Raw genomic sequence first — 16,567 nt, forward strand, 5'->3', positions numbered from 1 at the left:
AGCGCCTGCGCGCGGGCCGCCCCGCGTCCATGTCCTGGCACCTTCCAGACGCCCCATGTGCATGGTATCCGTCTCTCCCAGTCGCCGCCGGTCGCCGATACAGAACGGAAAACGCAGCTCGACTTTGCCTTCACGAGATTTCGCTATCCCGCTTGCGAGGCGTGGAGCGATCCAGTCGCCGCGCTAACAGCCAACCGGCGATACGCCCACGCAGCCTCTGGGACGCTGACACGCCACTCCTCCCAGAAGGCCGGAGATATTTACTGCCCTTGGTAACCGATTGACGCCACCGTGGCGGTGTTTTTGTCACCGCGATGTAACAGCGAGATGCCTACGAACGCGCATCGGGCATCACACCAGACGTTCGCGCTTAGAGGTGCTGAGGTCGTTGGCTAGCGCGGAACGTCTGCCAACGAGCTTAGTGCCCGGCGGATAGAGTCGCGCGAAAATGGCTTCTCGACAACTGGTCGACCGGCCCGTTCAAGGAAGCGCGCCGCAGCGCCGCCGAGCGTGTCGCCGGTAACGAAAACGAATCGCTCCGCTATGCCCGGGGTTGCCTGACAGGCCCAGTCGAACAAGGCGGGGCCGTCGATGTTCGGCATCCGCAGATCGCAAAAGATCACATCGAAAACAGCACTCATCAGCGCTGCCTTGGCGCCGGCACCGTCCTCGACGATCCTGACGGCAAAACCTTCAGCCTCTAGTAGTTCTGCCACCGTTTCTCCAACCTCCCGTTCGTCATCGACCACAAGGGCGGTACAGCCGATGTCCGCGACCGAGTGAGCCGCAACACCTTCGACTGAATCTGACGAAGTGCAGGCCTCCACCGGCAAAAGCAACCGGAAATGCGCGCCGTCCGCACGGTCAAGCAGGGTCAGCCGCCCATTGTGCGACTGCACCACGCCGAGCGAGAAAGCGAGCCCGATCCCGGTGCCCGCGCCCTGAGCCTTGGTGGTAAAAAACGGATCGAAAATGCGGTTCCGGATCTCGGCGGGCACACCGGGGCCATTGTCGGCGATCACGATCTGGAGGTCATTGCCTTCAAGCGACGTTTCGATCTCGATCCGCCGCGGTGCCGGTATCTCCTGCAGGGCGTGTTGCGCGTTGACGATCAGGTTGTAGAACACCTGATGCATCTGGTCAGGGTCGACTTCCAAAGGCGGCAGGCCCTCGGCGAGCCGGCATTGCACCTCGATGCCTGCCGTGCGCAAACCGTAGCCGGCGATGTCAAGAACTGCGCGGATCAGATCGTTGACGTCGGTACTGCGGCGCTCCGGCTGGCGTTGTCGCGCCATTGCCAGGAAAGTCTTCACGATGCGCGCGCAGCGCTCGGCGGCGAGTCTGATCTTGCCGGCCCGCTGTGCATGGGCGGTTCCGGCTAGAAATTCTTCCAGCAACTGGGCCTGCGCGACGACGACCGCCAAGGGGTTGTTGAGTTCGTGCGAAACGCCGGCAAGCAGCGAACCAAGTGCGTTGAGCCGCTCACTCTGCGCCAATGCCTCGCGCGACCGCGCCAGTTCGGCTTCAGCCGCCTTGGTTGCGGTGAGATCAAGAATGCTGCCGACGATCACCGGTCGGTCGTCCATCTCGATGTGGCGCCAACTCAGCGACACGGGAAACACGGAGCCGTCCAGCCGCCGAAGTTGAGCCTCCACGCCGTCGGCGCGCGGCTGCTGACGTGACAGGGCCCTGATGCGCCGATAGTCTTCCCGTGTGGCGAACCAGCGGTGCTGGCGGAAGCGGTCCTCGTCACGCGGGCCTATACCCATGATCTCGCGGAAGGCGGGATTTGCGGTAATCAGGTGCCTCGTTCGCGAGTCTATGAACACGACCGGAACCGGATGGTGGTGAGTGAGGTCTCGGAAGCGCCGCTCGCTTTGCTGCAGGCGCTCGGCCGCGCGCTTCTGCTCGGTGATGTCGATATCGAAGCCGCCGATGCGCGCCTGTTGCTGATCGGCCCACAGCACGGGAAAGCGAACGACAAGGCTCCAGGCATAATCGACCGCGTTGCTTAGAAATTCCTCGATTGCAATCGCCTGTCCCGATTCCAGCACGCGGCGATCGTTTTCCGCGATCATCGCGGCCTCCTGCGGCCCGAAAATGTCGGCCGCGCTTAGTCCGATCGCGCTCTCGGCTGGCCGGCCGAAGACCTTTCCCATTTCCGGATTGGCGACCAGATAGCGTCCGTCGGTATCCTTCAGGTACATGCCTACGGGAGCATGCTTCATGAATGCCGCCAAGCGGGCTTCGCTGGCTCGCAGAGCTGCGTCGGCAGCGTGGCGCTGCGACAGGTCGCGCAAGCTCGCCGTGAAGAAACGACGTTTGCCGCTCCGGGCTTCGGTGATCGTGAGTTCCACCGGAAACTCGGTGCCGTTCGCTCGCATGGCAGTCTGCTCTGTGCGACGCCCGAGCAACCGCGGGGCGCCACCCGCAAGATAGGCGGCAAGCCCGTTTGCGTGCGCCTTGCGCAGATGCGGCGGGACGATGAGCTCCGAGATCTGTCTGCCGACCGCTTCAGCGCGCGAATAGCCGAAGGTCGCCTCGGCCGCCGCGTTGAATTCCACAACCAATCCGGCTTCGTCCGTGACGATCACGCAGTCGAGCGATGAGCGAACCACCGAAGCGAGGATCGCCTGTTGGAATGCGTTTCCGTCATCGTCTTCTTGCAAGGGCGGGCTCCGTGACGACCGGTCGGTACGCTGGCCGTCGGGCCGGCAAGGATGACGATTATCGTGAGTTCCGGCAAGATGCCTGAATCCGACCGCAGTACGGTGCGGGGTGGGGAAACGCTTGCACCAGCAGGACAGGAGCGCCATTTGCTGACCCTCATGGCGCGTTTCGAAACCTGCCGTTCGCGCTATGACCTGATGCGACCCTTCTTTGCTCCGAGCGCCTGACCGCGATGCCGCGATCTCGTGGTACACCGAAAAGCTGGATTTCAGCGTCGTGGATACCGTACCGTCTGGCGACGATATGACCTTCGTCTTTCTTTCGCCGGCAGTGGATGACGGCTTCCGCCTTGAACTTCTGGCAGGCCCCGGCGCTGCCGAGCGCCCCGTATACGCGGATCTTGGCGCCAGCCTCGGCCTGTCGGGGTGGCATCACCTTTGCCTTCGCCTGGACGACGTCGACAAGGCCGTTGCCGAGTTGAAGCGCCGTAGCGTGAAAATCGTGCATGAGCCATTCGATGTTCCGGCGATCAGCAGCCGCATCGCGTTCTTCTCCGATCCTTGGGGCAACATCTTCGAACTGATGCAGCCAGTCACCGCCTGATTATCGGCCAAGGAGTTAGCGTCAAAGGCGTCCTTTTCCTGCGCCATGTCTTACACAGTGGGTAGGCGCCCACACAGCCCAGCTCAGACACACGGACTAACTTCAGACGCGTATGGCCAAGGAACCGGTGGCGAGGTTAGCTTTGTCCGCAGAGCGGCTGTTCCGCGCGAGGGCGTCGTTTGTGATCCAGTTAAGGTTCTTTCTTCCGCAGGTCTTTGACTACGTCGAGAAAAGCTCGCAGTGCGGGCGGTACGGCTCGATGTCCGGGGTAGTAGACCGCAACTTCTTCCGGTGCTGGCGTCCACGCGGTCAGGACCTTGCGCAGCCGGCCATCGGACAACGCCGCTTCGGCGGCCCAATCCGCCACATAGGCGATGCCCAGACCCCCTATTGCAGCTTCGACCATCAGTTCCTCGTCATCAAGGACGATGGGGCCGTTTGCCCCGATCACCAGTTCCTGGCCTGCGCGTTCGAACTCCCATCGATAGAGCTTGCCGCTGGGCATACGGTGGCCGATGCAATGGTGGCGTTGCAATTCCTCGGGCGTTCCCGGCTCCCCGAAGCGATCGAGATAGGCGGGCGACGCGATACAGATGAACGTCAACGCGCGTGCAAACGGCACGGCGATCATGTCTTTGGGAATTGATGTGATGAGGCGTACGCCGGCATCGAACCCGCTGGACACGATATCGATGAGCTGCCCCTCGACGACGATGTCCACGGTCACGTCCGGATGGCGCTCCGCCACCTGCGGAAGGACCCGGCGAACGAGAAGCCCGGCCACCAATCGCGGTGCGTTGATGCGGACCGTGCCCGCGACATTGCCCCGGAACCCCGCGACGCTGTCGAGCGCCTCGTCCAGCGAGGCGAGCGCCGGCTGAAGACGGTCGAGCAACCGGAACCCGGCTTCTGTCGGCGAGACGCTGCGTGTGGTGCGGTTCAGAAGTCGCACGCCCATGCGTTCCTCGAGCGCACGCATCGCATGGCTCAATGTGGAAGGTGCCGTGCCGATCTCGTCCGCTGCGCGGCGGAAGCTGCGATGTGTGGCAACGGTGACGAAGGCGGTGAGATCGTTGAGCGACGGGCGGGGCATTGATGGGGATTTTGCATTATCCCATGCCGATTTCAACGGCTAATGCGCGCAATGCGACTGCCCTATCTCCCGCCTGGATCAATTGGAGAAATGAGAAATGGAAAAGACCTGGCTCATAACGGGTGTGTCTTCTGGTCTAGGCCGGCTGCTGGCGGAGAAGGCCCTGATCAGGGGAGACCGCGTCGTCGGTGCCAGCCGCAGCGAGGACGCACTTCCCGACCTGCGTGCAAGTTACCCCGAACGGCTCCGCATCGTCGCAATGGACCTCAAGGACCAGAGCTCGGTCCGCGCCGCGGTCGACCGCGCCTTCGCGGCATCCGCTCGGATCGACCTCGTCGTCAGCAATGCTGGCTATGGCCTCCTCGGCGCGGCTGAAGAGGCTGGCGATGTGCAGGTCCGGGACATCATCGACACCAATCTCATCGGCTCGATCGCACTCATCCGGGCGGCGGTGCCGCATCTGCGCAGCCAGGGTGGCGGCCGGATTTTACAGGTATCGAGCGAGGGAGGCCAGATCGCCTATCCGGCTTTCAGCCTCTATCACGCGACCAAGTGGGGTATCGAGGGATTCGTCGAGTCCGTGGCGCAGGAGGCTGCTCCCTTCGGCATCGAATTCAGCCTTGTGGAACCTGGGCCGGCGCGGACCGGGTTCGGCGGCAATCTCGCGCGGACCAAGCCGCTCGCGGCCTATGAGGGAACACCCGCCGGTCAGATCCGCGAGGCGCTGGGTGTCTCATGGGTGATCAAGGGCGACCCCGACCGCATGACGGACGCAATGATCCGGCTTGCCGATCAGGATGGTCCACTCCCGAAACGGCTGGTGCTTGGTGCCGAGGCCTATGCCGGCATCCGCAAGGCACTCGGCGGGCGCATCGAGGAGCTCGACCGGCAGAAGGACATCGCGGTTGCGGCGGATTTCACCGACGAGGAGCTGGCGCGGCTGTGACCCAACCTGTGCCGCCGATCCAGAGCCGCAGGCCACCGGCATGCAGCTCCGCCCGTTGATGCCCCAGGCTCCGGCCCGGCGCCGTTATTAAGACAGAAAGTAATACGAAATGCCTGCACGTGACGCCATTTTCCCGGCCAAACGCCACGCGTTATACGATATTCATCGATATTCCGCGGCCATTCGCTCTGGCGATCTTCTCTTCGTGTCGGGTCAGGTCGGGAGCCGTGAGGACGGCTCGCCTGAGCCCGTATTCGAGGATCAGGTTCGGCGGGCCTTCGCCAATATGCGTGAGGTCTTGGCCGCCGCCGGGTGTAGCTTCGATGACGTTGTCGACGTCACCACCTTCCACACCAACCCGGACGAACAGATCGAAACGGTGCTGGCTGTCCGCGCGGAAGAGATCGGCGCACCTCCCTACCCGAACTGGACGGCAGTGGGCGTCAATTGGCTCGCGGGTTTCGATTTCGAGATCAAGGTCATCGCCCGCATCCCTTTGACGACAAGCGGTCAGCCAGCGGACAAGGGATGATCGTTCACCCTGCAATTTCTGCATCGGCGATTTGGGCCGGTTTCAGACCGTCCGGTCAAAGGAGCTGGTTCAAGGATAGCTGCCATTCAACTCCCAACCCGGAGCGGACGTTAACTCCAATCAGCCGCAAGGGAGTTTTGATGGGGCGATTGCTGTTATTGACCCGCCAAGCGTGATCGTCCCTTCGTGCGAACAGTAGACAATCCAATCAACTTTCTCAGAGGTCCAATAACCCTCGCCGCTCGTGCCATAGACGAGGTGCCGTACCAATTGGCAAAAAAGTACGGCACCAATTCACTAAGTTATTGAAAACTTTGGTGATCCCGACAGGAATCGAACCTGTGACCTACAGATTAGGAATCTGCCGCTCTATCCTACTGAGCTACGGGACCACGCGGCCCGACACATAACCGCTTCGGATCGTTTCGCCAAGAGGCAGTTAGGCCGCTCGCTTCGGCTCCACCGCGAACGGACTCAGGCCGAGCCAGGTCTGCATTTTGCGCGCGATATCCTGGTCGCCAGTCAAGATGACTTTCGGCCCGGCCTTCTCGACGGTGATCAGTCCCATCCAGATTTCGGTCATGGTGTGCAGGTCGGTCGAGACGTAGAGATCGACATCGAAGCCCGGGTCGTACCAGCAGAGGTCGACCTCGCCGTGCTTCTCGACGATCAGCCACCACGACCGTTTCGAGGCGGGGAGCTCCTGGTACAGAAATTGTATCACCGTGCGGCCATCGGGCAGCGGCGACGCATTGAGGTTGCGCCGCATGTCCCACATCAGCAGCGACGGATCGAGGTTCTTCAGCGACAACCGCGACTCGACCCATTTCTGCCCCCAAAAGCCCATCGCCTCGACAACGGAACGCAGATCCTTGCCTGCCTCGGTCATCCGGTATTCGAAGATGCCTTTCTCGCCGCGCACCTCCTTGCGCTCGACGATCCCGGCCAGCTCGAGCTCCTTGAGGCGTTGCGACAGAAGGGTCGGCGACATTTTGGGGACGCCGCGGCGCAGATCGTTGAAACGGGTCGAGCCCGCCACCAATTCGCGAAGCAGAACCATGGTCCAGCGGGTGCACAGCACCTCCGCGGCCATCGATAACGGGCAGAACTGTTTGTATCCGGACTGGGTCACGATGTTGCCTTCCCCTCAAACTCCGCCGGAACCATAGGCCTTTCCCAGCGACGCGGCGAGTACAGAAACTGTACCACACCAGTACAGATCGCGGACTGGCTGGCGCGACCCTTGCCGTGCGACCCCTCTGCCGCTGCACGGGATACCCCTGTGCACGACCAGGAGACATGACCCATGACCGCTTACGTTATCGCAGACATCAAGGTGAGGGACCCGAAGTGGATGCCGGCCTATGCCGCGTCGGTCCACGACCTCGTTCACAAGCACGGCGGCAGATATCTGTCGCGCAGCGGCAATGTGAAGACACTCGAAGGCAAGCCGCTCGACACGACGCTGATTGCCTTGATGGCGTTCCCGACCGAGGCAGCGGCGCGCGCCTTCACCGACGATCCTGCCTACGCACCGTTCGTTTCGGCCCGTCAGGGCGGCAGCGACAGCCGTTTCCAGCTGATCGACAACTCCGATCTGGCTGGGACGATCCCGTATCTGCCGAAGGGATGATCTTCCCCTGCATTCGTCGCATCGGGATAGGGATCTCCCAGCAACAACAGCCACAGCGCCCACCTGCCGGACCTCCTTACCTCCGGCGGCCAGCCGGGCTGTGCTTTTCAAGAAGAATGGAATGACTATGACAATCAACTTTCGCAATAGACTTCTCGCTGCCGCGGCGCTGCTGTCGGCCTGCACTGCGTTGGCGCAGGCGCATCAGGCAGCGCCCGCGTCCGGTCCCAATCCGCTGGCCGACAAGGTACGCGCCGCCAACAGCCGCTTCGAGAATGTGGCGGCGGCGACCGCCGAGGGCTATGCGCCGATCCCCTGCGCCAGCGGCATCACCGGCGGCGCCATGGGCATCCACTACGTCAATCCCGGCTACCTCAAGGACGACGCTGTCGATGTCGCCAAGCCGGAAGCGGTGATGTACGAGCCGATGGCCGACGGCACGCTAAAACTGATCGCGGTCGAATACATCACCTCGAAAGGCCCGGCCTCGCTCGATGGGCATCTGTTCAACTTCAACAGCGCGCCCAATCGCTATGGCCTCGGTCCGTTCTATGAGCTGCATGTCTGGGCCTGGAAGGGCAACCCGACCGGCGCGTTCGCGGATATGAACCCGAACGTGTCGTGCGAACCGACGACTGCTGTCAGCCAGTAAGCAGCCGAGCCAGGCGGCGCCAACGCCGCCTGGCCGAATGTGGGAGCAGGCCCCAAAGAGGTCGGGATAGCGGAACTTTCGGGACGCCGGCGCGCTTTAGTGTCCCGAAGGAGACACCGCATGAGCGCCACCAAAGAGTTCTTTCAAACGTGGCTGCAGGAGAATGTCGGCAATTTGCCTGCCGAGAGCGAGGTGAGCGTCGCCGTTCTGGCGCAGCAATTCGAGCAGGACGCCGACGCTGCCGGCTATGGCCACGAGGTTCGCGAAGACGAACTCGGCAATATCCAGGAGGCGATCGAGGCAGCCCTGAAGAAGGCGAGGACAGGCGAAGAACCGCAACCCGCCGACGACAACGAGCTGGCGCCGGTCATGGAAGCGCTGGAGGTCGAGGATCCGAAGAGCGGGCCGTAAGCCAATGCCGAACGGCTACGCCGCCAGCGCTGTTTCCGCCAGCTTCACCCAATAGCTCATGCCGTGCGGGATGACCTCGTCGTTGAAGTCGTAGGCTGGGTTGTGCAGGCCGGCGGTATCGCCATTGCCGATGAAGATGAAGGCGCCCGGCCGCGCTTCAAGCATGTAGGAGAAATCCTCGCCGCCCATCACCGGCTGGATCGCGCGGTGCACATAGCTGTCGCCGGCGACGTCGGCCGCGATGTCGCTGGCAAAGACCGTCTCTTCCGGATGGTTGAAGGTGACCGGGTAATTGGCATTGTAATCAACCTCGATTGTCGCGCCGAAGGCAGCGCCCAGGCCTTGGCAAAGCGCGCGGATGCGCTCTTCGGCCTTCTTGGCGACCTCCTTCTTCAGCGTGCGTACGGTGCCGGCGATCTCGGCGGTCTCGGGAATGACGTTATAGGCATCGCCGGCGTGGAATTTCGTCACCGAGACGACCACCGCCTCGACCGGATCGGTGCTGCGCGAGGCGATCGTCTGCAATGCGCCGACGAGTTGGCTGGTGATGACGATCGGATCGATGGTGCCGTGCGGCATCGCCGCGTGGCCGCCCCGGCCCTTGACGGTGATGGTGAATTCGGCGGTCGCCGCCATGATCGGGCCCGGCCTGATGGCGAACTGGCCGACCGGCAGGCCCGGCATGTTGTGCATGCCGAAAACCTTGGAGATACCGAAGCGCTCCATCATACCGTCCTTGACCATCTCGTTGCCGCCGCCGCCGCCCTCTTCGGCCGGCTGGAAGATGACCGCGACGGAGCCGGCGAAATTGCGCGTTTCGGCGAGGTATTTGGCGGCACCCAACAGCATCGCGGTGTGGCCGTCATGACCGCAGGCGTGCATCTTGCCGGGGACGGTCGAGGCATAGGATTTGCCGGTGATCTCGTTGAGCGGCAGGGCATCCATGTCGGCGCGCAGGCCGATGGTCGAGCCTTCGCCGTGGCGGCCGCGGATGATGCCGACGACGCCGGTCTTGCCCAAACCCGTCACGATGTCGTCGCAGCCGAAAGCCTTCAGCTTCTCGGTGACGAAAGTGGCGGTCTTGAAGACGTCGAAATTCAGCTCCGGCGTCTGGTGCAAATGGCGGCGCCAGCCGGCCACCTCGTCCTGCATTTCGGCGGCTCGGTTCAGGATCGGCATGATGGTTCCATTTCGCTGTTGGAGCAGGCGGTCTTGGCCTGCTGCTTTGCAATTGTGCCTGTTGCCTTGCAACCATGCACGCTGCTTTGCATTGTGCTGCTGCTTCCACATTGTGATCGGCAGCACTTTGCCATGTTGACGTCACATAGAGTAAATAGCACCGCGACTGTGGTCCGGGAACAGAGGGCCGGACCATTATCCTGGCGATCGTGTAACGAAATCTTACGGAGCCAGGTGGGACTGCGGCAAGAGGCTATTTCGGTTTTCATGATGCGCTACAGGCATTTCCTCAAACTGTTGGTGGCGGGCACGGTGGCGCTTGCGTCGCTGGCCGGGCCTGCCTTGGCCAATCCGACAATCCTGTTCGACCTGAACAGCGGCAAGATCCTGCAGCACCAGGAGGCGTTCAGGCGCTGGTACCCGGCTTCGCTGACAAAGCTGATGACCGCCTATGTGGCGTTTCGTGCGATTGCCGCGGGTGAGGTCCAGCTCGATTCGCCGATCAAGGTGACGAAACATTCCGCCGGCGAGCCGCCGAGCAAGATGGGCTTCAAGCCGGGCTCGGTGATGCGGTTGGACAATGCGCTGAAGATGATGCTGGTCAAATCGGCCAACGATATCGCCATGGCGGTCGGCGAGAATATCGGCGGTTCGCAAGCGGCTTTCGCCGAACGCATGAACGCCGAAGCGCAGAGGCTCGGCATGAGCGGGTCCCATTTCGTCAATCCGAACGGGCTCTATTCGCCGGACCAGTATACGACAGCGCGCGATCTCGCTTTGCTGGTGATGGCGATTCGCAAGGAATTTCCGCAATATGCCCCCTGGTTCTCGATCGAAGGCCTTGCCGTCGGCAAGAAGGCGATCTCCAACTACAACCTGCTGATCGGCCGCTATCCGGGTGCCGACGGCATGAAGACGGGTTTCGTCTGCTCGTCCGGGTTCAACATGGTCGGCTCGGCGACCCGCAACGGCCGCACCCTGGTCGCCGTGGTGCTCGGCGAGCAATCGGCCGTCACCCGCGCCGAGGCGGCGGCAAAATTGCTCGACCAGGGCTTTGCAACGCCGGCGCCGAGCTGGCTGACGGTAGCGGCGCTGCCCGCCTATGGCGACACCATGTCGGCCAACGACATGAATGACGAAATCTGCAAGAAGAAGCCGGTCGATGAGCAGTCGGAAACCGCACCCGCCGTCGGCGACAAGGGCAAGGACGTGCCGAAATCGCCCTATCAGGAAAAGCTCGACCATGTACCGACGCTGATCGCCGTCGGCCTTGGCGGCGCCACGGGACCGAAGCCGAAGGCGATGCTCGACGCCTCCGGGCAGGAATATGCCGACGTGCCGCTGCCGACATGGCGGCCGGACCGGGCGCCGCCGGCCGGCGCCGAGCCAGTTGTGGCCGGATCCGCCACCGCCGCGCAGGTCCAGCAGCCGGCCAAGGCGCTGAACTAGCCGCATGGCCGGCTTCCCGATCCCCGTTTCGGTGCTCACCGGCTTTCTCGGTGCCGGCAAGACGACGCTGCTCAACCGGCTGCTGCGGGATCCCGCGCTCGCCGACACCGCCGTCATCATCAACGAGTTCGGCGAGGTGGCGATCGACCATCTCCTGGTCGAGCAGGCCTCCGACGGCATCATCCAGCTCTCCGACGGCTGTCTCTGCTGCACGGTGCGGGGCGAGCTGGTCGACACGCTGGCTGACCTCGTCGACCGCCTGCAGACCGGCCGCATCGACCGGCTTGCCCGCGTCGTCGTCGAGACCACCGGGCTCGCCGATCCCGCCCCCGTGCTGCAGTCGATCATGGCGCATCCGGCCCTGGTCCAGGCCTTCCGGCTCGACGGCGTCATCACCCTGGTCGACGCCGTCAACGGCAATGCGGCGCTCGATGCCCATGTCGAGGCGGTGAAGCAGGTGGCGGTCGCCGACCGTATCGTGCTCAGCAAGGCCGACCTGGCCACGGATGCAGGCGATGTCGAGGCGTTGCGGGCGCGGCTCAGGCAGCTCAACCCGGGCGCCGTGGTGCTCGACGCGAGTCAGGCAAGCGCCGCGACTCTGTTCGATTGCGGCCTCTACAATCCGGCCACCAAATCGGTCGATGTGCAGCGTTGGCTGGGCGAAGAAGCCGGCGACGACCATGACCATAGCCGGCATGACCACAGCGGGCATGATGACGACGGGCATCATGACGACGGGCATGACGGTGGCGATCACCATCACCATGATCATGGTCATGGCCATAGGCACGATTCCCGCGTGCGTTCGCATTCGTTGGTTCACGACGGGCCGGTGCCGTTTTCGGCAATCGAGATGTTCCTCGATCTGCTGCGCTCGGCGCATGGCGAGCGCCTGTTGCGGATGAAGGGCGTCATCGAGCTTGCAGAAGACCCGTCGCGGCCGCTGGTTATCCATGGCGTGCAGAAGATCCTGCATCCGCCGGTGCAACTGCCGGCCTGGCCGGACAGCCAGCGCGGCACCAGGCTGGTGCTGATCACGCTCGACATGCCGGAAGACTATGTCCGCCGGCTGTTCGCCGCCTTCACCAACCAGCCGTCGATCGACACGCCGGACCGGGCGGCACTGGAGAGCAATCCGCTGGCCATCGCCGGGCGGTGAAGCGGCTGATCTCCCCCCTCGAGGGGGAGATGGCCGGCAGGCCAGAGGGGGTTGCCGCGCGTGAAGCGCCAACTTTCTCTTTGGTCGTACATGGCGTCGCGCCAGCCGAGGCAACCCCCTCTGTCGCCTTCGGCGACATCTCCCCCTCGAGGGGGGAGATCACGCGCTCAGCCGCGCTCGACCAGGAAGCGGTGGCCGGCTGACATCGCCGTTGTCTCGACCAGCCGATGGCCGCTCTCGGCGCAGAAGGCGGGAATGTCGATGACGGCGAGGGGGTCGGTGGTTTCGAGCCACAGGCGGCTGCCCGGCTGCATTGTGGCCAGGCGCTTTTTTGCCTTGAGCACGGGCAACGGGCAGTTCAGGCCTTTGAGGTCGTAGACGGCGGCGGGGCTGGTTGAGGGCCTCTCTTCTTGGCCCCCATCTTCTTGTTCAAGCATGAAGTTCAGCCGCCAAACATGCCGAGCAGCTTTTTCTTCAACCTTGTCGCCGTGCTTTCGGCGTCCGCAGCCTGCGTTTCGACTGCCGGGGCGGCGTCCGATGGCGCTACGGTGGCAGTGGCGACAGGCATCTCTGCGGCGGTCTTGGCAGCTTCCTTTTCGGCGAGCGCCTGGGCTTTGGCAGCTTCCTTCTCGGCCAAGGCCTGTGCCTTGGCTGCCGCTTTCGCTGCCTTCGCCGCTTCTATCGCGGCAAGCCGCTGTTCCTCGGCCTTCTGCTTGGCAGCCTTTTCGGCGTCGAGGGCCGCCATCTTGCGGCCCGCCGGCGAATCGATGCGGCCCATGCGCGCCGTTTCGGCCACCGTGCCGTCCGGGTTGAGCGAGGGCGGCTCGATCGGAACGCGTTCGCCGCGGGCACGCCGCTTCGACCAGTCGGAAACGATGCTGGCTTCCTTGATCCCGGCGATGGTCGGCTTGGGTGCCGGCACGCTGGCCTTGACGGCGCCGTTGAAGGCCGCCTCATAGGTGCTTTGATAGGCGTTGATGGCGCTCTTCAGCGAATCGGGCTGGGTGGTCGCAGGGCAAGCGCCGGTCGGATTGAAGGTCGAGCCGTCGGCCGCAACCTGGTTGAAGACGTAGCGCTTCTCGCAGACGTCGACTTTCGGCGGCACCTTGGTGACCTCGAAATTGTCGTAGCCGACCTTCAGCATCTTCCAGAATTCGTAGTTCGGGTCGTTGCGATAGCGCGCCATGTTGGCGGCGGTCATGCGGAACGGAAAAGCCTGGATCTGGAACTCGGTCTGGCCGCCCTGGAAGGCGTCGCGGCCGAAAGCGTAAATCTGCTCGATCTGCGCGTCGGTCATCGAATAGCAGCCGGACGACGAGCAGGCGCCATGGACCATCAGGTTGGAACCCGTGCGGCCATTAGCGCGGTCATAGGCGTTCGGGTAGCCGATGTTGAAAGACAGGTGGTAATTCGACCGCGGGTTCATCTGTGCCGGGCGGACCGTGTAAAAGCCTTCCGGCGCCTGGCGGTCGCCTTCGGTGAATTTTGGCCCGAGCTTGCCTGACCATTTGCAGATGTCGTAGCTGGCGACCAGGTCGTAGCGGCCGTTGGTCTTGGCCTTCCAGATTTCGAGCTTGCCTTCTTCCTTGAAGATGCGGGCCATCACCGAAGAGGTGCGGACCATGCCCTTGGCTTTCATCTCGGCCAGGATCTTGTCCGGCAGCGGTTTGTTGGCTTGCGGCGCAAAATCCTTCATCGAAGCGTCATTGCAGCCGGCGACGCCGATCGCAGCGATCAGAACTCCGGTGCGGGCAAGCTTGGCAAACATGGATATGGCTATCGTCTTCATCTCTGCGCCGCGGATGCCGCAGCTGCTAAACCGACCGCTGACGGACCTTAAGCCTGTTAACCTTGAAAATTCCTTACCGCAATCAAGCGGCGCGTCCCCTTGCGTTAAGCTCACTGAGCCGAATGCGGCGGCATTTTTGTGGCGAAACTGGTTCACGCCGCCACATTTCGGGTCGCGTGCCTGCCGGATGTTACAGATTGCGGCCCATCGCCAGGTATTTCTCGCGGCGATGCTCGCGGAAGTCGGTGTTGGCGCCGGAGAATTCATTCATCGTCCTGGCGATGAGGTCGCCGGTGGCGGCAATCACCGTTTCGGGGGCGCGATGGGCACCGCCGAGCGGCTCGGCAATGATGGCGTCGATGATCTTCAGCTCCAGCAGGTCCTGCGCCGTGATCTTCATGTTGGTCGCCGCGTCCTTGGACCGCGTGGTGTCGCGCCACAGAATCGAGGCTGCGCCCTCCGGCGAGATCACCGAATAGATGGCGTGTTCGAGCATGTAGACGCGGTTGGCGGTGGCGATTGCTATCGCGCCGCCCGAGCCGCCTTCGCCGATCACCACCGAGATCGACGGCACCTTCAGGCCAAGGCAGGCCGAAGTCGAGCGGGCGATGGCTTCCGCCTGGCCGCGCTCTTCGGCGTTGACGCCGGGATAGGCGCCGGCCGTGTCGACCAGCGTCAGCAGCGGGATCTGGAAGCGGTCGGCGAGTTCCATCAGCCGCACCGCCTTGCGGTAGCCCTCCGGCCGCACCGAGCCGAAATTATGCTTCAGCCGGCTTGCCGTGTCGGAACCCTTCTCCTGGCCGATGATCGCCACCGGCTCGCCGCGGAAGCGGGCGAAGCCGCCGACGATCGCCTGGTCCTCGCCGAAATTGCGGTCGCCGGCGAGCGGCGTGAAATCGGTAAGCAGGCCCTTGATGTAGTCGATGCAATGCGGCCTGTCCGGATGGCGCGCCACCTGCACCTTCTGCCACGGCGACAGCGCCTTGTAGGCGTCGCGCAGCGCATCGCGCGAGCGCTTCTCGAGACGGGCGATCTCATCGCCGACATCGACCGCCTCGCCGTTCTCGGCAAGCTTCTTCAGCTCAAGGATCTTGCCTTCGAGATCCTGCACAGGCTTTTCGAAATCGAGGTAATTGTACATTCTTGGGCGGACCGGCAAGTCGGAAGGCAATGACTGACGCAAGCCTGAAAATGCAGGCTGGGCGCGGTGGAACGTCGTTCTCACATAGCGACATGACGCCTAGTCGGCAAGCGGATGATGATCGTTGACCAGACGCACCAGCCGCTCCTCCAGCACATGCGTGTAGATCTGCGTCGTTGAAATATCGGCATGGCCGAGCAACTGCTGCACGGCCCTGAGATCAGCGCCGTTCTGCAAGAGATGGCTGGCGAAAGCATGGCGCAGCACATGCGGCGATATCTTCGCCGCGGCAATGCCGGCCCGAGCGCCAAGCCCTTTCAGCTCGCGGGCAAAGACCTGTCTCGAGAGATAGCCGCTGTCGGAGGCAGCCGGAAACAGGAACGGGCTGTCGGCAAGAGCCGGCACCGCCCCCCGTGCGGCAAGCCATGTCCGCATCGCGGTGCGCGCCTTGGCCGACAGCGGCACCATGCGCTCCTTGTTGCCCTTGCCGCGGACCATGAAGAAGCGGTCGTCGCGCTGTGCCACCGTCACGGGAAGGCCGACCAGCTCCGAAACGCGCAAGCCGGTGGCGTAGAGCACCTCGACCAGCGCGTGCAGGCGCAGCGCCGCCAGCCTGTCGCCGTCATGCATGGAGGGGTCCATCGCCTCCTGCGCCGCGCGGTCGAGCAGCCGGCCGGTATCGGCCTCGCTCATCGTCTTAGGCAGCGGCCGGCCTTTCTTCGGACTGTCCAGCGTGCCGGTCGGATCGTCACCGCGCAGGCCTTCGGCGTAGAGGAACTGGAAGAACTGCCGGATCGCCGACAATTTGCGCGCCTGCGAGCTGGCGGCAAAGCCGCGCGCGGCGATGTCGTCGAGATAGGCACGGATGTCGGCGCTGGTGGCAGCGGCAAGCCCACCGCCGATCCCGGCGGAAGCGTCTTCGAGGTCGCGGCGGTAGGAGGAAAGCGTGTTTTCGGCCGCGCCGCGCTCGGCGCTCATCATCTCCAGGAAGGCTTCGATGCGGGCGGCGCTGTTCATTTTTTGGGATTGAGCTTTTCCGGAGGGATACGCACGCTCATTTCCGCCTTTCTCGGCTCGACGAACATGACCAGGGCGAACATCGCGCCATAGACAATGCCGGCCAGAATCGCGAGCGTCACGACAAAGCGAAACAGTGTTGGCATTAATTTTCGCCCGTCGTCTTATTCTGCATTTCCAACCCTGTGCCCTTATGAGACGCCAATCCGGCCAATTCAAGGGTGAAGCCCATAGTCCCGGTTGCGCCGCGCTTGACGCAAACAGGCTTTTGATGTCGATACGCCGCCAAAGAG

Annotated in this window: 18 protein-coding genes and 1 tRNA gene; 9 read left to right on the forward strand and 10 right to left on the reverse strand. The window is 63.3% G+C overall.

All coding sequences use genetic code 11. The annotated features are described in order from the left end of the window. Window positions 1-392: 392 nt before the first annotated feature. Complete coding sequence (locus NKJ17_RS05305) at window positions 393-2,669, reverse strand: hybrid sensor histidine kinase/response regulator (protein WP_352687345.1); 2,277 nt, start codon at window positions 2,667-2,669, stop codon at window positions 393-395. 51 nt (window positions 2,670-2,720) lie between these two features. Here NKJ17_RS05305 and NKJ17_RS05310 point away from each other — a divergent pair, with 51 nt between their 5' ends. Both NKJ17_RS05310 and NKJ17_RS05315 read left to right on the forward strand, forming a co-directional pair. Then, window positions 2,721-2,897 carry a hypothetical protein gene (locus NKJ17_RS05310; protein WP_352687347.1) on the forward strand — a complete coding sequence of 59 codons (177 nt, stop codon included), beginning with the start codon at window positions 2,721-2,723 and terminating at the stop codon, window positions 2,895-2,897. Further along, on the forward strand, window positions 2,881-3,273 hold the full coding sequence (locus NKJ17_RS05315; RefSeq protein ID WP_352687349.1) for a VOC family protein: 393 nt from the start codon (window positions 2,881-2,883) through the stop codon (window positions 3,271-3,273). Before NKJ17_RS05310 ends, NKJ17_RS05315 begins: the two co-directional genes overlap by 17 nt. 190 nt (window positions 3,274-3,463) lie before the next feature. Here NKJ17_RS05315 and NKJ17_RS05320 read toward each other — a convergent pair whose 3' ends face one another. Further along, on the reverse strand, window positions 3,464-4,366 hold the full coding sequence (locus NKJ17_RS05320; protein ID WP_352687351.1) for a LysR family transcriptional regulator: 903 nt from the start codon (window positions 4,364-4,366) through the stop codon (window positions 3,464-3,466). Between the two features lie 97 nt (window positions 4,367-4,463). Between NKJ17_RS05320 and NKJ17_RS05325 the strand changes: the two genes are divergently transcribed. Continuing rightward, complete coding sequence (locus NKJ17_RS05325; protein ID WP_352649277.1) at window positions 4,464-5,312, forward strand: SDR family oxidoreductase; 849 nt, start codon at window positions 4,464-4,466, stop codon at window positions 5,310-5,312. A 109-nt stretch (window positions 5,313-5,421) separates the two neighbouring features. Continuing rightward, complete coding sequence (locus tag NKJ17_RS05330) at window positions 5,422-5,844, forward strand: RidA family protein (RefSeq protein WP_352687352.1); 423 nt, start codon at window positions 5,422-5,424, stop codon at window positions 5,842-5,844. Window positions 5,845-6,159: 315 nt separating this feature from the next. Here the strand turns inward: NKJ17_RS05330 and NKJ17_RS05335 are convergent. Both NKJ17_RS05335 and NKJ17_RS05340 read right to left on the reverse strand, forming a co-directional pair. Then, a tRNA-Arg gene (locus NKJ17_RS05335) sits at window positions 6,160-6,236 on the reverse strand. Between the two features lie 47 nt (window positions 6,237-6,283). Next, complete coding sequence (locus tag NKJ17_RS05340; RefSeq protein ID WP_352505059.1) at window positions 6,284-6,976, reverse strand: winged helix-turn-helix transcriptional regulator; 693 nt, start codon at window positions 6,974-6,976, stop codon at window positions 6,284-6,286. 174 nt (window positions 6,977-7,150) lie between these two features. On the opposite strand from NKJ17_RS05340, the gene NKJ17_RS05345 reads away from it, so the two are divergent. From NKJ17_RS05345 to NKJ17_RS05355, 3 genes are all read left to right on the forward strand, one after another. After that, the gene (locus NKJ17_RS05345) at window positions 7,151-7,477 is read left to right on the forward strand and encodes a DUF1330 domain-containing protein (protein WP_023677873.1); all 327 of its coding nucleotides are present in this window, start codon (window positions 7,151-7,153) and stop codon (window positions 7,475-7,477) included. Window positions 7,478-7,598: 121 nt separating this feature from the next. Then, window positions 7,599-8,129, forward strand: coding sequence for a hypothetical protein (locus NKJ17_RS05350; RefSeq protein WP_352574899.1), 531 nt, complete (start codon window positions 7,599-7,601; stop codon window positions 8,127-8,129). 120 nt (window positions 8,130-8,249) lie between these two features. Beyond that, the gene (locus tag NKJ17_RS05355; protein WP_352505060.1) at window positions 8,250-8,540 is read left to right on the forward strand and encodes a hypothetical protein; all 291 of its coding nucleotides are present in this window, start codon (window positions 8,250-8,252) and stop codon (window positions 8,538-8,540) included. Window positions 8,541-8,555: 15 nt separating this feature from the next. Here the strand turns inward: NKJ17_RS05355 and NKJ17_RS05360 are convergent, their stop codons facing one another. Then, window positions 8,556-9,719 (reverse strand): M20 aminoacylase family protein, encoded by a 1,164-nt coding sequence (locus NKJ17_RS05360; RefSeq protein WP_352505061.1) that lies wholly within the window; start codon window positions 9,717-9,719, stop codon window positions 8,556-8,558. Between the two features lie 270 nt (window positions 9,720-9,989). Between NKJ17_RS05360 and NKJ17_RS05365 the strand changes: the two genes are divergently transcribed. Then, on the forward strand, window positions 9,990-11,168 hold the full coding sequence (locus NKJ17_RS05365; protein WP_352505154.1) for a D-alanyl-D-alanine carboxypeptidase family protein: 1,179 nt from the start codon (window positions 9,990-9,992) through the stop codon (window positions 11,166-11,168). A gap of 4 nt (window positions 11,169-11,172) precedes the next feature. Next, a complete protein-coding gene (locus NKJ17_RS05370) occupies window positions 11,173-12,327 on the forward strand; it encodes a CobW family GTP-binding protein (RefSeq protein ID WP_352505062.1) in 1,155 nt (384 codons plus the stop codon). A gap of 167 nt (window positions 12,328-12,494) precedes the next feature. Here the strand turns inward: NKJ17_RS05370 and NKJ17_RS05375 are convergent, their stop codons facing one another. The 5 genes from NKJ17_RS05375 to NKJ17_RS05395 form a co-directional block, all read right to left on the reverse strand. Then, on the reverse strand, window positions 12,495-12,764 hold the full coding sequence (locus NKJ17_RS05375) for a sulfurtransferase TusA family protein (protein ID WP_352505063.1): 270 nt from the start codon (window positions 12,762-12,764) through the stop codon (window positions 12,495-12,497). Between the two features lie 5 nt (window positions 12,765-12,769). After that, window positions 12,770-14,095 carry a L,D-transpeptidase family protein gene (locus tag NKJ17_RS05380; protein WP_352505155.1) on the reverse strand — a complete coding sequence of 442 codons (1,326 nt, stop codon included), beginning with the start codon at window positions 14,093-14,095 and terminating at the stop codon, window positions 12,770-12,772. Window positions 14,096-14,306: 211 nt separating this feature from the next. Then, window positions 14,307-15,257: an acetyl-CoA carboxylase carboxyltransferase subunit alpha gene (locus tag NKJ17_RS05385; RefSeq protein WP_352505064.1), complete on the reverse strand. Its 951-nt coding sequence runs from the start codon at window positions 15,255-15,257 to the stop codon at window positions 14,307-14,309. Between the two features lie 99 nt (window positions 15,258-15,356). Continuing rightward, window positions 15,357-16,274, reverse strand: a complete 918-nt coding sequence (locus NKJ17_RS05390; protein ID WP_352505065.1) for a site-specific tyrosine recombinase XerD — start codon at window positions 16,272-16,274, stop codon at window positions 15,357-15,359. Then, entirely contained in the window at window positions 16,271-16,420 is a 150-nt protein-coding gene (locus NKJ17_RS05395; RefSeq protein ID WP_023677884.1) for a hypothetical protein, read from the reverse strand. Before NKJ17_RS05395 ends, NKJ17_RS05390 begins: the two co-directional genes overlap by 4 nt. Window positions 16,421-16,567 lie beyond the last annotated feature (147 nt).

This window comes from Mesorhizobium sp. M0208 (assembly GCF_040322015.1).
In the GTDB taxonomy this organism is placed as follows: domain Bacteria; phylum Pseudomonadota; class Alphaproteobacteria; order Rhizobiales; family Rhizobiaceae; genus Mesorhizobium.